Genomic DNA, 18,104 nt, shown 5'->3' with positions numbered 1-18,104 from the left:
GCGACCAATCCATTCGGGCGGACAGAACACCATGGCAACCGACATCATCGTCCCCACGCTGGGCGAATCCGTGAGCGAGGCCACCATCGGCCGCTGGTTCAAGAAGCCGGGCGACGCGGTGGCGGCGGACGAGCCCCTGGTGGAGCTGGAGACCGACAAGGTCACCCTCGAGGTCAACGCTCCCGCCGCCGGGGAGCTCGGTGAGATCCTGGCGAAGGACGGCGAGACCGTGGAGCCCGGCGCCCTGCTGGGGTCCATCGTCGAGGCCGGCGCCGGCGGTGGCGCGAAGGCCGCCGCTCCGAAGAAGACCGAGACCAAGGCCGAGACCCGCACCGAAGAGCCGTCAAAGCCGCAATCCGAAGGGGCAGCGACGGCGCCCGCGGAAGACTCCTCGGCCGGCTACGGCAATCACGGCGAAGGCGCCCCCCAGGCGTCCCGCTCCCCCGGCGATAACGGCCCGGCGGTGGCCAAGATGGCGCGGGAATCCGGCCTCGATCCCGCGACGGTGAACGGCACCGGCAAGGACGGCCGCGTCACCAAGGGGGACATGATCGAGGCGACGTCGAAGGCGCCGCCCGCTCCTGCCCAGGAGCAGCCGAGGCAGGCCAAGGCACCCTCGCCGCCGCGCCCGGCCTCCAAGCCCGACGATGCCGCGCGCGAAGAACGCGTGAAGATGACGAAGCTGCGCCAGACCATCGCGCGCCGCCTCAAGGACGCCCAGGACACGGCGGCGATGCTGACGACGTTCAACGACGTCGACATGTCCGCCGTCATGGCCCTTCGCTCGCAGTACAAGGACATCTTCGAGAAGAAGCACGGCACTAAGCTCGGCTTCATGGGCTTCTTCACCAAGGCGGTGATCGGCGCCCTGAAGGACGTGCCGGCTGTCAATGCCGAGATCGACGGCACCGACCTCGTCTACAAGAACTACTACCATATCGGCATCGCCGTCGGCACCGATAAGGGCCTCGTCGTGCCGGTGGTGCGCAATGCCGACGACCTCTCCATCGCCGGCATCGAGAAGACGATCTCCGGTTTCGGCAAGAAGGCGCGGGACGGCAAGCTCTCCATCGAGGAGATGCAGGGCGGCACCTTCACCATCACCAACGGCGGCATCTACGGGTCGCTGATGTCGACCCCGATCCTCAACGCACCGCAATCGGGGATCTTGGGCATGCACCGGATTGAAGAACGGCCTGTCGTGCGTGGCGGAAAAATCGAGGCGCGGCCGATGATGTATCTCGCGCTCTCCTACGATCACCGCATCGTCGACGGGAAGGAAGCTGTGACCTTCCTCGTGCGCGTCAAGGAGGCCCTGGAGGATCCGGCACGCCTCGTGCTGGATCTCTGATCCGGCTTCCGGCGCAGACGCGATGAACCGGCGCCTCGTGCTCACCGCCGTCCCCGCCCTGGGGCTTACGGCGGTGGCCGCGGTATGGTGGGGCCGGACGAGGGAACGGCCGAGTTACCCCGTCGACATACCGGCCGGCCCGAACCTCGCGGTCACGGCGCTCTCCGACACGATGCTGGCCGAGCGCGCCATCACCCGATTGCCGCTGGGCGACGCGGAGTTTCCGACCGGCGCCATCGTCGCCACCGATCCGGCCGTGCAGCCGGAGCGGCCCGCCTTCGCCCGCAAGGTGCCGCCGGGGCGCTACCCGATCACGGTCTACAAGGCTCAGGACAGGGTTGCCCTCGCCGAAATCCGCTTCGCACCAGGCACGCCGTCTCACTGGCAGATGGCCTTGCTCCCCGGGCAGGATGCCCGGACGTTGAAGGACGAAGAGGTCTACGGCTTTCCTGTCGATGCCGGGCTCGGCGCCCTGATGGACATTACGGCGCGGGACGCTTTCCTGCGTCGCGACGCCCAGGAGCAGAAGCGGCCCGGCTATGGGTCTTCCTACGACGACATCATTCACGCTCCCCTCGAAGCCGCCGGCGGCACCGAGGTGATGCTCAAGCCGCTGGCCGACGACCCGGCGACGCTCGCCGTTTTCCAGAGCGGCTGGGGCGACGGCGTCTACGCCTCATATTGGGGCCTCGACGAAGAGGACCGGCCGGTCCTTTTCGTCACCGATCTGTCCGTCATCGAGAACGGCAACGGGGCTCCGTCCGAACAACCTTCGCCATCCGGCTCGCCGGAGAGCACCGCATCAGGAACCGACCGCCCATGAGCACCTACGATCTCGTCGTCATCGGCACCGGCCCCGGCGGCTATGTCTGCGCCATCCGCGCCGCTCAGCTCGGTCTCAAGACCGCCGTGGTGGAGAAGCGGGCGACCCATGGCGGCACCTGCCTGAATGTCGGCTGCATCCCGTCGAAGGCCCTGCTCCACGCCTCGGAGGCGTTCGAGGACGCCTCCAAGCACTTCGCCGATATGGGCGTCATCGTCAGCGCGCCCGAACTCGACCTCAAGACGATGATGACGTTCAAGCAGGACGGCATCGACGGCAACACCAAGGGCGTCGAATACCTCCTGAAGAAGAACGGGATCGACGCCTATCACGGCCTCGGCCGTGTCGCCGGTGCCGGCCGCGTCGAGGTGCTGTCGGACGATGGCGGCAACCAGATGCTGGAGACGAAGAACATCGTCATCGCCACGGGCTCCGACGTGACGAGGCTGCCCGGCGTGACCATCGACGAGACGATCGTCGTCTCCTCCACCGGCGCCCTCGAGCTCCAGGTCGTGCCGAAGAAGCTCGTCGTCATCGGCGCCGGCGTGATCGGCCTCGAACTCGGCTCGGTCTGGCGCCGCCTCGGCTCCGAAGTGACCGTCGTGGAATATCTCGACCGCGTCCTGCCGGGCATGGACGGCGAGGTCGGCAAGCAGTTCCAGCGCATCCTCGGCAAGCAGGGTATCGTCTTCAAGCTGTCGTCGAAGGTCACCGGCGTCGAGGTGAAGGACGGTGCCGCCACCGTCTCGGTGGAGCCGGCCGCCGGCGGCGAGGCCGAGAAACTCGAAGCCGACGTGGTGCTCGTGGCCATCGGCCGCGTACCCTACACCGAGAAGCTGGGTCTCGAGACCGTGGGCGTGCAGCTCGACAACAAGGGCCGGATCCAGACCGACAGCCACTACGCCACCAACGTCACCGGCATCTACGCCATCGGCGACGTGATCGCCGGGCCGATGCTCGCCCACAAGGCCGAGGACGAGGGCGTCGCCGTCGCCGAACTCCTGGCCGGACAGTCGGGCCACGTGAATTACGGGGTGATCCCGAACGTAGTCTACACCTATCCGGAGGTCGCCTCGGTGGGGAAGACGGAAGAAGAACTGAAGAAGGACGGGATCAGCTACAATTCCGGAAAATTCCCCTTCACCGCCAACGGCCGCGCCAAGGTGAACCACACCACCGACGGCTTCGTGAAGATCCTGGCGGACGCCAAGACCGACCGGGTGCTCGGCGTGCATATCGTCGGCGCGGATGCGGGCAACCTCATCGCGGAAGTGGCGGTCGCCATGGAATTCGGGGCCAGTGCCGAGGACGTGGCCCGGACCTGCCACGCCCACCCGACCCTGACCGAGGCGGTCAAGGAAGCCGCCCTCGCCGTCGGCAAGCGGGCGATCCATATCTGAGGGAGAGGGTCACTTTCCCCATTCAACTGACCTCATCCTGCGGTGCCGCGAAGGGGCCTCGACGGCGCCGTCCGGGGGCGGTGTGCGAATCGGGGGGCTCCTGCGAGGCCGCCGCTTCCCTCCGGCATCCCGCACGGGGGCCCCGCGTTGAAACAGGTGTCTCACACCCTCCGCAGCGGAGCGCCGGATGCCCTACGAACTCTATTACTGGCCGACGATCCAGGGGCGGGGCGAGTTCGTCCGCCTCGCCCTGGAGGATGCCGGCGCCGACTATGTGGATGTCGCCCGGGGGCGGGACGAGGACGGGCAGGGCCTTGGCGCCATGACCGCCCTGCTGGAGGATCCGTCGATCGCCAGGCCCGCCTACGCGCCGCCCTTCCTGCGGGACGGTGCTGTCGTCATCGGCCAGACCGCGGCGATCCTGCTCTATCTCGGTCCCAGGCTGGGCCTCGCGCCCGCCGGCGAAACCGACCGCCTCTGGGTCCATCAGATCCAGCTCACCATCGCCGATGTCGTCGCCGAGGCGCATGACACCCACCACCCCATCGCGGTGAGCCTCACCTACGAGGACCAGAAGCCCGAAGCTCTCCGGCGCGCCAAAGATTTTCGGGCGAACCGGATTCCGGAATATCTGGCCTGGTTCGATCATGTGCTCGGCCACAGCGGCGGCCGGTACCTCGCCGGCGAGACGGTCACCTATGCCGACCTGTCCCTGTTCCAGCTCGTGGCCGGGCTGCTCTATGCCTTTCCGAGGGCGATGGAGCTTTCCTTGAGGGACAATCCAAGGGTTGCCGCCGTGTACGACGCCGTCCGGCACCGGCCGAGGATCGCCGCCTATCTGGCGAGCCCGCGCCGCATCCCCTTCAACGAGCAGGGGATTTTTCGGCGCTATCCCGAACTCGATCCGTAGCGCGCGTGCCCGCACGGGGATGGGCCTGATCGAACGCATCCATCAGACGGGCGGCGTCGACCTTGGTGTAGAGCTGCGTCGTCGAGAGGGAGGCATGGCCGAGCAATTCCTGGATCGCGCGCAACTCTCCCTGCCGGGCCAGGAGGTGAGTGGCGAAGGAATGCCGCAAGGCATGGGGCGTGGCGCTGTCCGGCAGGCCCAGCGCTCCCCGCAGGGAGGCCACCGCATACTGGATGATCCGTGGCGAGAGCGTGCCGCCCTTCACGCCCACGAAGAGGGGCCCCTCCGGGGCGAGCGCATGGGGGCACGCGGCGAGATAGGCGGCCACCGCTTCGGCCACCACGGGGAGGATCGGCACCATCCGCTCCTTGCCGCCCTTGCCCGTCACCGTCACCGAATCCACTCCCGGTACGGGGGCATCGCGACGGCTGAGGCCGAGGGCTTCGGAGATGCGCAGTCCCGACCCGTAGAGCAGGGCGAGGACGGCCGCGTCCCGCGCCAGGACCCAGGGCTCGCGCGTCTCCCCGGCGCGGATGTCGATGTCGGTCAGGGCGCGGGCGGCGGCGATGGGGATCGGGCGCGGCAGGCGCCGCTCGACCTTGGGCGAGCGGATCGCCCCGAGGGCGGACACGCTGCCGTGGCCGTCCCGTTCGAGGTGGCGTGCAAAGGAGCGCAGGCCGGCCAGCGCCCGCATCAGCGACCGACCGCTTACGCCCTCCGCTCGTCGCGCCGCCATGAACCCACGGACGTCGCGCGGCTTGAGGGCGACGAGCCCGGCGATGCGCACGGCGCCGGTGCGGCTCTGCAGATGGGAGAGGAACTGCCTCAGGTCGCGGGCATAGGCCTCCACCGTGTTCGCGGCCATCCGGCGCTCGCGCAGCAGGGAATCCTGCCACGCCATGGCGACGGACCGGACCGCATCGTCGCCGGGGAAGGCGACGGCGCAGGCTTCCGGAACGGGGGGAGGGACATGGAGCATCGCGCGGCGATCCGGGGCGAAAAGCCCACTCAACGCCACCGAGGTTGACGGAGCGTTGCCGACAGGGCGAGTCCGTCGCGGCGTTGGCCGGCCTTTTCGCGGAACGGCATGCAGGCTAGGCGCTTGTCCAACGCACCCGACCTCCGTCGTTCCTCCCGATCCGAGCCCGCATGCCCGAGACACGCATCGTCTGCATCCGCCACGGCGAATCCACCTTCAACGCAGCCCATCGCCTCACCGGGCGCGATCCCGGCCATATCGATGCCCGGCTGACGGAGCGGGGCCTCGCCCAGGTCGCGGCGGCGCGCGAGAGACTGCGGGACATCCCGTTCGATCTGGTGGTGACCTCCCCGCTCACCCGCGCCATCCAGACCACCGCCGGCATCTTCGGCGACCATCCGGCCGAGCCCGAGATCCTGGTGGAGGTGCTCCACCGCGAATGTCAGGAGAGCAGCTGCGACGTCGGCCGCGCCGCCTCCGTGCTGAAGGCGGAATTTCCCCATCTCGACGTCGATCACCTGCCGGAGATCTGGTGGCACGCCGAGGGCGAGCCGATCTCGGAGGGTGTGCATGTGGAGCCGCGCCACCTCTTCGATCGGCGCGTGGCGACGTTCCGCGACTGGCTGACCGAGCGGCGCGAGCGCACCATCGCCGTCGTCGGCCACGGCACGTTCTTCTTCCACCTCACCGGCCTCTGGCTCGACAACTGCGAGACCACCGAACTCGATCTGGCATCGGGGCCGGTGGCGGGCTGAATCACCCGCCGGAGGCGGCAGACGTTCGCGCTGCGCCCGCCCGCGCCGCATCCAGCCGGTCCCGCGCCTGAATCAGATCGATGTCCGGCGCCTTTCGCCCGATGGCCAAGGCCTGGTCGAGGATGGTCACGGCGCTGTCCCAGACGCCCTCCGTGAAGGGGGCCGCACCCTCCGCGACCTCCGCCGCGCAGCGGGCATCCTCGGCCGATCTCACCGCGGCCGCTGCGCTGCGGCCTATGGCCGAGGCGAGGGCGCCCCGTCGCCATGCCCTCTGCCCGGACGCGGCCTGCGCGACCGCGCTTCCACGCCACGCGGCATCACGGGCCGCCGAGACGGCTGCATCGAGCTCCTGCGCGTCGTCGCAACGGGCGGCGAGATCCACGAAACCCGCCCGGTCGAGGAGGGGCGGCAGGATGCGGCGGATGCTCTCGAAGGCGAGAAAGCGGGCGCGCCGCTGCTCTACCTCAGGGGTATCGGCGGAGCCGGACAGGCGCAGGACGAACGCCATCAATCGGGGGCGCCGGTCGTCCGGCATGGCGTCGTTCAGGCCCAGGGCGTAGGCAGCGAGGGGCCTCGAGAAACAGGGCGGGCAGTCCGAGGAGGAGCGGATCGTGCGGTAGGGCAGGCCCGCCGCCACGATCGCCGCCTCGTTGATGCAGGTGCCGCCATCGGGGCCGGGGAAAGGGTGCGAGCCGGCCAGCAGGCGCCAATGGAGGATGTGCTCGAAACCCGTTGCCATGCGTGCCGGCTCCCTCTGGTTTCACGGGAAAACCCCGGCTCGAACCGATGGGGCTCCTGAAGCCTGCCACGGGATCGCTCGCCGTGACGAGGAAAATCTTATCCGCCCACGCCCACGGCGAGTCCCGTCAGCATGGCGATGCCCAGCACCAGGACGAAGGCTCCGGCCAGAAGTTCGAGCCCTCCCACCGCGATGGCGCCGGCCGAGCCCCGGCCGCCCGCGAGGCGCAGAGCCAGGGCCTTGGCGAAGACCGCGAGACTGGCGAGAAATCCGGTGGTCAGGGCCGTGCCCAGGGCCATGGCGAAGGTCGCCGCGATGCCCGCCGCCAGGATCCCCTGCGAGGCGGAGAAGACGAGGATGAGGATCGCGCCGGCGCAGGGGCGTGAACCGGCCGCGATCACCACGCCGGCCCGCTCGCGCCACGAATCGAGGCGCCCGATGACAGCCGCGTCGGTGAGATGGACATGGCCGCAACCGGGAGCGCAGGCGGCCGAGGCGCCGCCATGGACGAGCGTGGCCAACCGACCGGCCTTCCGCCACGTCACCGTGAGACCGAGGATGGCGACGAGGGCGAAGCTCGCCGTCTCGATCACCGTGCCGGCCCGCGCCATGCCGGCGGCGGTGGCGTTGAGGACGAGGTTGCCGATGACGACGATGGCGATGGCCACGAGGGCCTGCAGCAGCGCGGCGGCGGCACTCAAGGAAAACCCGCGCGCCAGCGCCCGCTCCCCGGCGACGATGTAGCCGGCGATCACCGCCTTGCCGTGGCCCGGCCCGGCGGCATGGAAGACGCCGTAGCTGAAGCCGATGAGGACCATCGGCCCCCAGCTTCCGCCCTGCTTGATCGCCGCCACGGTGGCTTCCAGGCTGCGCGAGAAACTCGATTGCATGGCGAGCAGCCGGCCGCCGATCCCGGTGGCCGAAGGGGCGGCTTCGCGAAAGCCGATGCCGAAGGGCGAGCGCGGTGGCAGGGGAGCCACGGTGGAGCCGAAGAGCAGCGAGAGGGCCGCGAGAACCATGGCGACGGCGGCGATGGCCGCCAGCGCCAGCGCGATCCGCCAGACGAGCCGGCCACGGCTGTGCGAGGGCGCGGCGACGGCTGCGCCTACGGACATGCGACGATGATCCGGTTGGCGAACTGGGCGCCGTAGTTCGATGCGCTGGTGAGGGCTTCGAAGAACGCTTCCGACAGGCCCGGCTTGGCGTCGGCGGTCTTGTTATCGGCGGTCTTGGCGTCGGCGGTCTTGGCCTCCGCCGGTTTGGGCCGGGTGATCGTGGCCGCGCAACCGGCGGGAGAGCCGACGAGGCGAGCCGTGTCCGCATCCTCGGAGAGGCTGAACGAGACGAAGTAGGTCGGATCGGCAACCTCCAAGGCCGCGACCCCGCGTCCCTGCGCCACCGGCGCCTTCAACGGAAGGAGGAACGTCAGGGTCAGCTTGTCGCCGTCCATTCTCATGCGCGGCTCGACCGGGTCGGCGAAGGCTTGCTCCTTGCCGCCGATCTTGAGCTTGGTGAAGTAGGCGAATTCCGCGAGGCCGGCGGTGTTGTCGGTGGCGAGTCCGGCGAGTTCGTCGGGAGAAACCGTCCCGTCGCCGTTGGCGTCGAGGCCCTGTATCGCCGAGGCCGAGTAGCTGGCGTCGAAGGTCCAGGCGTGACGGATGCCGGTGACCTTGCCGCCCTCGCCGTAATCGATCTCTGCCTTCGAGGTCACCCAGACATGGGGATGGGCCGAGGCCGGAGCGGCACAGCCCAGGCCGAGGGCGAGGGCCGCCGCCCAGGGGCGAGCGAAGGAGCGGGGACGGCGGTGAGCGATCGGCGAAGCCATGCGGGACGCTCGCGATTCAAGGTAAAGAAAATCTCAACGCGCGGTGCGAGGCCGACAAGTGAGGGCTCTGCCGGGCCGAATTCCTCCGATTTCAGTGGGGCGAAAGCGAGGCGCGGCCCTCGGGTTCAGGCGGCTCTGACGCTGGCGAGGAACCCGGCGATGCGTTCGTCGATGGCGAGGCTCGCCGCCGCCACGCGCCCGGCGACGATCCTCACCGATTCGGCGGCCTGCGCGCTGGAGGCGGCCGCCTCCTCGACGGTGGCGATGCCGCCGGACACGGCGTCGGCGCTGGCTTCCGCATCGGCGACACTGTCGGTGACGCGCGTGCCCGCGATCCGCTGGGCCTCGAGGGCGAGGGCGACGGCCGCATCGGCGCCGGCCATCTGATCCATGGTTCCGCCGATCGCCTCCACCGCCCGCAGGGTGTCCTGCGCGGCGCCCCGCATGGCCTCGATCTGTCCCTTGATCGCCTCGGTGGCGCCGGCCGTCTGGGCGGCAAGCGCCTTCACCTCACCGGCCACCACGGCGAAGCCCCGGCCGGCCTCGCCCGCGCGCGCCGCCTCGATCGTGGCATTGAGGGCCAGGAGATTCGTCTGCGCGGCGACGGTGGCGATGGTCTCGACCACCGTGCCGATCTCGCGGCCCGCCGCTGTGAGCAGAGCGGCGGCGCGGCGTGTCGCCGTGACCTCCCGTTGCGCCAGAGCGCCCAACCCGTCGCGGATGCGCGACTGCCGGTCGATCGCCTCGCTGCTGCCGGCGACATCCGCACTGGCGGCGGCGGCCCTGCGCACCTGCTGCCCCGCATCGGCCGCGCCCTGCGAGACGATGGTGGTCTGGTCCCGCGTGAGCCGCACGGCGTCCGACACCGCTTCCGCCGCACCCGCCATGGCCCGTGCGGCGCTCGACAGATCCTGTGCCACCAGCTGAGCCTCCTGCTCGAAGGCCTGCGCGGCCGTCTCCAGGCGGGCGGCCCGTTCGGCGTCCAGGGCGGAATGGGCGAGGGCTCTCGCATCCCCTTCCCCCTTCTCGATGATGACCGTCCGCAGCACGGCAATGGAGCGGGCCATGGCCCCGACCTCGTCGCGGCGTTCCGTCAGGGGAATGGTCCGCGCCAGATCCATGGCGGCGAGGGCGTCGATGGCCGAGCCCAGCCGGGCCAGCGGCTGGCGGATCTCCTTGCGGACCAGCCAGAGGGCGAGACCGAAGCTGGAGAGGATGACCACACCGGAGGCCGCGAGGCTGATCATGCGGTTCCGCTCGATATCCGCCGCGGCGTCCGCCCGCTCGTCGGCGAGACGCACCAGGGTGTCCTTGCCGATCCGCGTGATCGCCGAGACCATCCTGGCGCGGCTCGCCACGGTCGCCTCGTCCGTGCCCTGGATGAGCGCGGCCTTCGGGGAGATCGTGAGGCCGAGTTCCGCCGTATCGGTCTGATAGGCTAGGAACTCCTTGAGCATCAGATCGAGCCTGAGGCGGTCCGTATCGGAGACATGCCCGGCGATCAGGCCGAGAAAGCTGTCCTTCTGTCGGGCGACCTCGGCGAGGGCGGCCTTCAGGGCGCCGAACTTCGCCTTGGCATCCTCGGTGTCGTCGGCCGTGTAGACCGTCGTCGCCGCGACCACGGTGCGTTCGATCGCGAGGGCGAGGCCCTGGGCCGACAGGGCGCGTTCCCAGACCGAATCCATGTCGGCCGTCCGCGCCTGCTGATGCAGGACCATGCGATCGTTGAACAGGGACAAGGCGCAGGCACCGAGCGCCAGCAGCCCCATCACAGCCGCGAGTTTGTTGCCGAGGGTGAGGCGCATGGACCCGTTCCGTCATCGAGAGCTGTCCGCACGCTGATGACGTCACCAACCTTGCCGGGAGTTTAATTCGAGGCGGCTAACGAATTGGAATTCCTCACAAAAACGAGAAAGGCCGCCCGTATCGGGGCGGCCTCCTGTGGCGGTGTCTGGGCGGTCGACCGCCGTCGCGCGGGCCCCTCGACGAGTCGGGCTCGTCGAGGTCCGGTATCAGTAGGCCGTCGAATCGGCCGAGGCGACGTCGACCCGGTCGCCGCTGCGCGAGAAGGCGATGGTGGTCTCGCGCCCGTCGGAGCCGAGGGTGCCGGGCACCGAGAGATGCACCGTCTGCTCGGGGTTGAGGGTCGTCACGAGACGGATCACCTGCGGCTGGTCCTGGCCGGAATTGACGCTGGCCAGGGTGGCGACGACGCGGTAGCGGCCGTTCTCCACGGTGTAATAGGCCGAACCCCGATAGGCGCCGAGGTCGACGCTCTGGGCGCTGGCCGGCGAAAGCTCGGTCGCCATGGAGGCGGTGGCGGAGGCGAGGGTGAGCGCTCCGGCGATGAGGACTTTGGACGAGATGCGCATGATGAGGGAACCTGTGCGGTTACTGTCCGCCGGGAGTGCCCGTTCGGAGAGCCGGTTGCACCGGGAGACCGACATATGCGGATTTCATGCTGCGATGCGAAGAGAAGATATTGCAACGCGTCAATGTCTAGGGAGCATGGCTCAGGCGAAAGTATTCTAAGGCATGCGATCAATGCATGGTCAGAGAGTGGCGGAGGCCGAGGCCGGTCTTCCGTCATCGGACATGTCCGCCCTTCGGGAATGGATGCGATCCGGATTGGGTCGGGACGCACCATGCTGCCACGCAGCATGGTGCGCATCAATCGCGCCGGGTCAGCGCCGCGATCTCGGCTTCTTCCGCCGGGCTCAATGTCGTCGCGTGGTCCGCGCGCCGGCGCGACAGACGCCAGAGCCCGAAGACGCCGAGGCCGAGGACCATGAAGGGCGTGAACCAGAGCAGCAGCGTATGCAGGGCGAGGACAGGACGCAGCAGGACGTATTCGCCGTAGCGGCCCACCACGTAATCCTGCACCTGCCGGTCGTCGTCTCCCGCCTTCAGACGCTCCCGCACGATCAGCCGAAGATCCCGCGCCAGGGGCGCATCGGAATCGTCGATGGACTGGTTCTGGCAGACGAGGCAGCGCAGGCCCGAGGAGATGTCGCGTGCCCGCGCCTCGAGCTTGGCGTCGGGCAGGACCTCGTCCGGCTGGACGGCCAGGACGGTCCCCGACGATCCGGCGAGGAGCGCTAGGGCGACGAACGCGCGAGGGAGACGGGTCACGCTCATTCGGCGGGCGCCATGGTACCGGGAAGGGCCTTGGCCTTCTCCTTCGCCCGCGCGGGCGCGCCCACCCGCATCCTGCGGTCGGTGAGGGAGACCGCCCCGCCGAGCGCCATGACCACCGCGCCCAGCCAGATCAGCAGCACCAGGGGCTTGTAGTAGAGCCGCAGACCGATGGCCCCGCCGGGGACCATCTCGCCGAGGCTGGCATAGACCTGGCTGACGCCGACGGTGAGCAGACCGGATTCCGTCACGTTCATCTTGCGGCTCGGATAGAACCGCTTGCCCGTCTCCACGGTGCCGATGAAGTCGCCGGCCGTGTTGCGGATGGTGAGGAAGGCCGTGGTCTCCTCGTAGTTCTCCCCCGTGCGCGGGCCGACCCGGTCGAGGGTCGCCACGTAGGGGCCGGAGGCGAGGGATTCACCCGGTTTCACCGTGCTCAGGCCTTCCGTGGCCCAGCCCTGGGCGGCGATGCCGAGGACCACGATGCCGACGCCCGCATGGGCTAGGGCCGTGCCCCAGGCCGAGCGTGGCAGGCCGAGCCCCCGGCGCAGTACGGCGCTGGCGGTCCGCGCCCGACTGTTGCCGTAGCCGCGGGCCCGAGACACGATCTCCATGGCCGAGCCGACGATCAGGTAGGCGCCGAGGCCGATGCCGATGGGCGCCATCATCGGGCCACCCCAGGTCCAGGCCAGCACGGCGAGGCCGACGACGAGGGCGACGCCCATGGCGGCGAACAGGCGCTGGGAGGCGGCGTGCACGTCGCCGCGCTTCCAGGCCAGGGTCTGGCCGAAGGGGACGATGAGGAGGAGCGGGATCGCCAGGGGAATGAAGGTGTAGTTGAAGAAGGGCGGCCCCACCGAGATCTTCTCGGAGGTCAGGGATTCGAGGAGCAGCGGATAGAGCGTGCCGACGAAGACCGTGGCGCAGGCGGCGGCGAGGAACAGGTTGTTCATCACCAGGGCGCCCTCGCGCGAGATCGGCGCGAACAGGCCGCCCTGCCGCAGCATCGGCGCGCGCCAGGCGAAGAGGCTGAGCGAGCCGCCGATGAACAGGATCAGGATGGCGAGGATGAAGACGCCCCGCGTCGGGTCGGTGGCGAAGGAATGCACCGAGGTGAGGACGCCCGAGCGGACGATGAAGGTGCCCAGCAGCGACAGCGAGAAGGTGAGGATGGCCAGAAGCACCGTCCAGACCTTGAGCGCGTCGCGCTTCTCCATGACCACGGTGGAGTGGAGCAGCGCCGTGCCGGCGAGCCAGGGCATCAGCGAGGCGTTCTCCACCGGGTCCCAGAACCACCAGCCGCCCCAGCCGAGTTCGTAATAGGCCCAATACGAGCCCATCGCGATGCCCAGGGTCAGGAAGCTCCAGGCGATCAGCGTCCAGGGCCGCACGGCGCGTGCCCAGACCGCATCGATGCGGCCGTCGATGAGCGCCGCGATGGCGAAGGCGAAGGTGATCGAGAAGCCGACATAGCCGACGTAGAGGAGCGGGGGATGGATCGCGAGGCCGAAATCCTGCAGCAGCGGATTGAGGTCGTTGCCTTCGATCGGCGCCGGGCTGACCCGGGTGAACGGGTTCGAGGTCGTGATGATGAACAGCACGAAGACGAAGGTGATGAGGCCCTGGACCGCCAGGGTGTTGGCCCGCAGGACCGGCGGGACCGAGTTCCGGGCGACGGCGACCAGGGCGCCGAACAGGGCCAGGATGAGGACCCAGAGCAGCATCGAGCCCTCATGGTTCCCCCACACGCCGGAGAGCTTGTAGAGGAAGGGCTTGGCCGTGTGCGAGTTCTCGACCACGTTCTGGACCGAGAAGTCCGAGGTGGCATGCGCGTAGGTGAGCGCCGCGAACGAGAACAGGATGCAGGCGAAGGTGCCGAGCGCCGCCGGCGTCGCCACGGCGCGCAGGGCCGCGTCGCCCGAACGGGCCGCCCAGACCGGCATCACCGCCTGGACGAGGGAGAGTGCCAGCGCCAGCGCCAGCGCGAAATGTCCGACCTCGATCAGCACGTCGGATTGTCCTTCCTCACGGTCATACCGGTCATCGTTCGCTGCGCCGTCCGAGGGTCGGCTCGCCGTCGGCGGTCTTCACGCCCTCGGTGGCGTCCTTGCCGCCGGCCGCCGCCTTGGAGCCGCCTTCCTGCCACCGTCCCTGCGCCTTGAGCGCATCGGCGACCTCGCGGGGCATGTAGGATTCGTCGTGCTTGGCCAGCACGGTATCGGCGCGGAAGATGCCGCCCGGTTCGAGCCGCCCCTCGGCGACGATGCCCTGGCCTTCGCGGAACAGGTCCGGCAGCAGGCCGCGATACTGGACCTGGACCGTCGCGTTGGTATCGGTCACGGCAAAATCGATGTTCTGGTCCGGGCCGCGCTGGAGCGAGCCTTCCTTGACGAGGCCACCGAGGCGGAACCGCGTGCCCGGTGCCACGCCCTGCGCCGTCACCTCGGTGGGGGACCGGAAGAAGACGATCGACCCACTCATGGCGGACAGGATCAGGCCGAGCGCCAGGGCGAGCACGGCACCGCAGGCGGCGATCAGGATCAGGCGGCGGCTCTTGCGAGTCACGAGTTTCGTCCCGTTTCTGTTCCGGCGCCTCATTATGGGCGCTGAGGAGGCCCGGAATGGCGGATCCGGCTGTCCTGTCGTCTGGCGTCTCTCGGGTTTCGACCCCATGGCACTCCGGGTCAAGGGCCGTGGCCGGGGCGGATTGTCAGGGGGCGTCCCGCGTCCCGGCCCGGGTCACGGCTTGTCGTTGCCGCCGCGCAGGCCGAGTTCCTGGGCCAGGATGTCGAGCTTCTCCATGGCGCGGGCATCCGGGCTGAGGGCCATGCGGCCCCGGTCGAGGGCATGGCTCGCCTGCTGGCGCTCGCCCAAGACGCTGTACGAACGCACGAGACGCAGCCAATCATCCACCGTGCCGCCCTTCGAGGCGAGGCGCCGGTCGAGGCCGGCGACCATGCCGCGGATGGCCGCGTCCCGTTCGGGAGCGGGCATCGCCTTCACGGCGGCCACGGCGGCATCCGTCCCGGCGCGTTCGGCCGCATCGGCAGCGGTCACCGGCGGCGCCGCCGGCCCCGAGGCGAGGCCGAACTCGCGGGCGAGGTCGTCGAGCTTGGCTCCGGCCTCCGCATCGGTCCCGATCGCGGTTCGGGCCCGGTCGAGGGTCGCCTTCATTTTCTCGCGATCGCCGAGGACGCCGTAGGACCGGACGAGCCGCACCCATTCGTCGGCGGTGCCGCCCTTTTCGGACAGACGCCGGTCGAGGCCCTCCACCATGCCCCGGATCGCCGCGTCACGATTGGCGGCGGGCATCGCCTGCAGCGCGGCCGCGGGGCCGGCCTCCGGGGGCTTGGCTTCGAGGGGCTTGGTTTCGCGGGGCTTGGCCTGGGAGGCTTCCGGACCGGGTGCGCCGGGCCTGGCCGTCGCGGCCGGCGCCTCGCCGTTCAGGCGGGTCAGGGTCTCGCGCACCAGGGGCAGCCAGGGCGCATCGGCCGGGGCGCTTTCCATGAGGGCGGTCAGCTGCCGGACCGCGCCGGGGATGTCGCCTTCGAGTTCGGCGGCGCGCGCGAGGTAGAAGCGCGGCTTGGCGGCGCTGGCATCGAGGCTCGCCGCGCGCTCGAAGATCTCCTTCGCGCGCGGCGTCACGGTTCCGTTGGCGCCGGCGACCAGGGCCTCGCCCCAGTCGGAGAGGCGCTGTGGCGACTCGCCCAGGACGCGGGTCGCGGCCTCGTAGGCATGGGCAGCATCGTCGAAGCGGCCGAGGCGGACATAGACCGGCGCGAGCACCGCCCAGCCGCGGCCATCGCTCGGATCGCTGGCGAGCCTCGCCTCGATCTGGCCGATGGCCTTGAGCATGTCCTGTCCGCCGGACTGTACCGCCTGACGGTCGGCGGCGGTCTGGGACGGCATGTGCGGCGAGCCGTAGATCCCGTAGGCGATGAGCGCCACGAGGGGGATCGTCGAGAGCGCGAAGGCCGAGGCCGCGCGACGCTGGCGCAGGGCCGGCTCGGCGATCCCGTCGGAGACGGAGTCGGGGGCCGCGCGGCTGGCCCGCAGGAGGCGGCGGGCCGCCTCGGTGCGGGCGGCCTCGGCCTCGCCGGGGGCGATCAGCCCGCGCGTCAGGTCGCGCTCGATCTCGCGGAGCTGATCCTCGTAGAAGCCGGTCTCGGTGGCGAGCGCCCCGGCCTGAGGCGGGGGACCGGCGTCGGCGCGCCGTACCCTCGACCACAGCGACATCGGCCAGAGCAGGGCCAGCACGGTGCCCCCCGTCATCACCGCCAGTATGAACCAGATCGCCGTCATCTCACCCCGAACTCATGCCACACCATGTAAGCGCCGGACGAGTCCGAGCGCAGGGACCGGTCCGGCGACACGGTGTCACGCGAACCTGTGCCGTGTCAGGCGGGCCGGCCCCGGCGGCATCCCCGCCTGAAACACCATTCGGGAGGTTTCGCATAGCCCGGCGCTCATCCCGCGCTGGCATTCGGCGCGTCTCCGGGCACTTCGATCACCGCCCGGACGCCTCCGAGCGTCGCCTCCTCCAGGCGGAACCGGCCGCGATAGAGGGCGGCCAGATCGGCGACGATGGAGAGGCCGAGGCCCGAACCCGGCTTGGTCTCGTCGAGCCGCCGGCCGCGGCCGAGCACCGCCGCGCGGTCTTCCGGCTGCAGGCCCGGTCCGTCATCCTCGATGGAGACGAGGAGGTGGGGATAATGGTGCTCGCTCACCGTCTCCGCCCGGATCGAGACCCGGCTGCGCGCCCATTTCGAGGCGTTGTCCACGAGGTTGCCGATCATCTCCTCGAAATCCTGGCGCTCGCCGCGAAAGCGCAGGCCCGGCGGCACGTGGACCTCGTAGGCGATGTCCTTGTCGCGGTAGATCTTGCCGAAGGTGCGCACCAGGCCCGCCAGGGCCGGCTCCACCTCGGTGGAGGTGCCGAGGGTGCCGGCGAGCGCCGCCGCCCGCGCCCGGTCGAGATGGTAGTTCACCTGGTCGCGCATCACCGCCGCCTGCTCGCGGATCTTGACGGCGAGGTCTTCCTGCGCGTCGCTGGCGCCGACCTCGTTGACGATGATCGACAGCGGCGTCTTCAGGGCATGGGCGAGGTTGCCCACCTGCGTGCGCGCCCGCTCCAGGATCTCGCGGTTGGTCTCGATCAGGAGGTTCACCTCGCCGGCGAGGGGGGCGATGTCGCGGGGATACTCGCCGTCGATCCGGTCGGCCTCGCCCCGGCGGATCGCGCCGAGCGCGGTGCGGAGCTTGGCCAAGGGCGCCAGGCCGAAACGGATCTGCAGCAGGGTCGTCAGCGCCAGGAACAGGCCGAGCAGGCCGAACGTCACCATCAGCGAGAAGCGGAAGCGGCCGACATCGTTCTCGATCTCGTCGGCCGGGCCGGCGACGCGCACGGTGTAGCGTCCCTCCTCGCCGAGATCGACGTCGCGCTCGATGATGCGCAGGGGCCGGTCGTCCTGGGCCTTGCCGTAGCCCTGGCGGATCTGGCCGATCCCGGCATTGTTGTCCGGGGTGCCCGCCGGCTTCAGGGGCACGCCCACGAGGGAGCGCGAGGTGCGCAGGTCGCGCGGGCGCGCATCCGGCCGCCCCACCTGCCAGTACCAGCCCGAGAGCGGCAGGTCGAAGCGCGGGTCGCTCAGGTTGAAGGAGCGGCTCTCGGGATCGTTGGGCGAGACGAGGTCGGTGGCGAGGTTGTTGGCGTAGACGAGGAGCCGGCTGTCGAAGGAGCGCTCGGTGTTCTCGCGGTAGAGCGTGGTGAGGATCCAGGCCGCGATCAGCAGGATCGCCGAGCTCGCGATCAGCGCGGAGCCCGCCAGGCGCACGGCGATGGAACGCCGCCGGAACGGCAGCCAGGAGGGGAAGGCGGTCACGCCGGTCTCGTCGTCATGATGGTGCGGCGGTTCCGCTCTGCTTGAAAGACGTGTCGTACCGTCTGTAACATCATCCGAATGGAGATGCGGCGATGGCCTTCGACATCGATGATCCCGAGACCGAACTGCTTGTGAAGATCTTGGCGGGGCGCTGGCGCGTTTCGCCGGAGGAGGCGATCAGGCGTGCGCTCGCCAACGAGTTGCAAGAGACCTCACGGCAAGAGACCTCACAATTCCGGGATCCGTCCGTCGTCGGACGCGGCGATAGGGGCGAGGGTGTCGAGCGGTCCGGCGGATGAGACCGC

17 protein-coding genes are annotated in these 18,104 nt (G+C 69.9%); 6 read left to right on the top strand and 11 right to left on the bottom strand.

The genetic code is table 11. The features are described from left to right. The first annotated feature begins 31 nt into the window (after window positions 1–31). The 4 genes from odhB (at window position 32) to MKK51_RS17115 (ending at window position 4,484) form a co-directional block, all read left to right on the top strand. Entirely contained in the window at window positions 32–1,351 is a 1,320-nt protein-coding gene (gene odhB, locus MKK51_RS17130; RefSeq protein ID WP_243979029.1) for a 2-oxoglutarate dehydrogenase complex dihydrolipoyllysine-residue succinyltransferase, read from the top strand. 22 nt (window positions 1,352–1,373) lie between these two features. Then, a complete protein-coding gene (locus MKK51_RS17125) occupies window positions 1,374–2,174 on the top strand; it encodes a DUF4241 domain-containing protein (protein WP_243979028.1) in 801 nt (266 codons plus the stop codon). Then, window positions 2,171–3,574: a dihydrolipoyl dehydrogenase gene (lpdA, locus tag MKK51_RS17120; RefSeq protein WP_243979027.1), complete on the top strand. Its 1,404-nt coding sequence runs from the start codon at window positions 2,171–2,173 to the stop codon at window positions 3,572–3,574. The genes MKK51_RS17125 and lpdA overlap by 4 nt, the downstream gene beginning before the upstream one ends. 187 nt (window positions 3,575–3,761) lie before the next feature. Further along, a complete protein-coding gene (locus tag MKK51_RS17115) occupies window positions 3,762–4,484 on the top strand; it encodes a glutathione S-transferase family protein (protein WP_243979026.1) in 723 nt (240 codons plus the stop codon). On the opposite strand, the gene MKK51_RS17110 is transcribed toward MKK51_RS17115, so the two are convergent. After that, the gene (locus MKK51_RS17110) at window positions 4,438–5,463 is read right to left on the bottom strand and encodes a tyrosine recombinase XerC (protein WP_409565706.1); all 1,026 of its coding nucleotides are present in this window, start codon (window positions 5,461–5,463) and stop codon (window positions 4,438–4,440) included. The genes MKK51_RS17115 and MKK51_RS17110 overlap by 47 nt on opposite strands. A gap of 170 nt (window positions 5,464–5,633) precedes the next feature. On the opposite strand from MKK51_RS17110, the gene MKK51_RS17105 reads away from it, so the two are divergent. Next, entirely contained in the window at window positions 5,634–6,218 is a 585-nt protein-coding gene (locus MKK51_RS17105; protein WP_243979025.1) for a histidine phosphatase family protein, read from the top strand. Between the two features lies 1 nt (window position 6,219). Here the strand turns inward: MKK51_RS17105 and MKK51_RS17100 are convergent, their stop codons facing one another. The 10 genes from MKK51_RS17100 to MKK51_RS17055 form a co-directional block, all read right to left on the bottom strand. Beyond that, window positions 6,220–6,957, bottom strand: coding sequence for a hypothetical protein (locus MKK51_RS17100; protein WP_243979024.1), 738 nt, complete (start codon window positions 6,955–6,957; stop codon window positions 6,220–6,222). A gap of 98 nt (window positions 6,958–7,055) precedes the next feature. Then, window positions 7,056–8,072: a nickel/cobalt transporter gene (locus tag MKK51_RS17095; protein WP_243979023.1), complete on the bottom strand. Its 1,017-nt coding sequence runs from the start codon at window positions 8,070–8,072 to the stop codon at window positions 7,056–7,058. Further along, window positions 8,063–8,782, bottom strand: a complete 720-nt coding sequence (locus tag MKK51_RS17090) for a DUF1007 family protein (RefSeq protein ID WP_243979022.1) — start codon at window positions 8,780–8,782, stop codon at window positions 8,063–8,065. Before MKK51_RS17090 ends, MKK51_RS17095 begins: the two co-directional genes overlap by 10 nt. Window positions 8,783–8,907: 125 nt before the next feature. After that, window positions 8,908–10,587 (bottom strand): methyl-accepting chemotaxis protein, encoded by a 1,680-nt coding sequence (locus MKK51_RS17085; RefSeq protein WP_243979021.1) that lies wholly within the window; start codon window positions 10,585–10,587, stop codon window positions 8,908–8,910. A 207-nt stretch (window positions 10,588–10,794) separates the two neighbouring features. Then, window positions 10,795–11,154, bottom strand: a complete 360-nt coding sequence (locus MKK51_RS17080) for a hypothetical protein (protein ID WP_243979020.1) — start codon at window positions 11,152–11,154, stop codon at window positions 10,795–10,797. A gap of 298 nt (window positions 11,155–11,452) precedes the next feature. Beyond that, window positions 11,453–11,920, bottom strand: a complete 468-nt coding sequence (locus MKK51_RS17075) for a cytochrome c-type biogenesis protein (RefSeq protein ID WP_243979019.1) — start codon at window positions 11,918–11,920, stop codon at window positions 11,453–11,455. Beyond that, window positions 11,917–13,926, bottom strand: coding sequence for a heme lyase CcmF/NrfE family subunit (locus tag MKK51_RS17070; protein ID WP_243979018.1), 2,010 nt, complete (start codon window positions 13,924–13,926; stop codon window positions 11,917–11,919). Before MKK51_RS17070 ends, MKK51_RS17075 begins: the two co-directional genes overlap by 4 nt. A gap of 31 nt (window positions 13,927–13,957) precedes the next feature. Continuing rightward, entirely contained in the window at window positions 13,958–14,482 is a 525-nt protein-coding gene (gene ccmE, locus MKK51_RS17065; protein ID WP_243979017.1) for a cytochrome c maturation protein CcmE, read from the bottom strand. Between the two features lie 174 nt (window positions 14,483–14,656). Next, on the bottom strand, window positions 14,657–16,219 hold the full coding sequence (gene ccmI / locus MKK51_RS17060) for a c-type cytochrome biogenesis protein CcmI (RefSeq protein WP_243979016.1): 1,563 nt from the start codon (window positions 16,217–16,219) through the stop codon (window positions 14,657–14,659). A 164-nt stretch (window positions 16,220–16,383) separates the two neighbouring features. Beyond that, on the bottom strand, window positions 16,384–17,799 hold the full coding sequence (locus MKK51_RS17055; RefSeq protein ID WP_243979015.1) for a sensor histidine kinase: 1,416 nt from the start codon (window positions 17,797–17,799) through the stop codon (window positions 16,384–16,386). 92 nt (window positions 17,800–17,891) lie between these two features. Here MKK51_RS17055 and MKK51_RS27590 point away from each other — a divergent pair, with 92 nt between their 5' ends. Further along, window positions 17,892–18,098: a type II toxin-antitoxin system VapB family antitoxin gene (locus tag MKK51_RS27590; protein WP_409565704.1), complete on the top strand. Its 207-nt coding sequence runs from the start codon at window positions 17,892–17,894 to the stop codon at window positions 18,096–18,098. Window positions 18,099–18,104: the final 6 nt, after the last annotated feature.

It is taken from the genome of Methylobacterium sp. E-045 (assembly GCF_022829685.1).
Lineage (GTDB): Bacteria > Pseudomonadota > Alphaproteobacteria > Rhizobiales > Beijerinckiaceae > Methylobacterium.
This window is presented reverse-complemented; position numbering and strand designations above follow the sequence as displayed.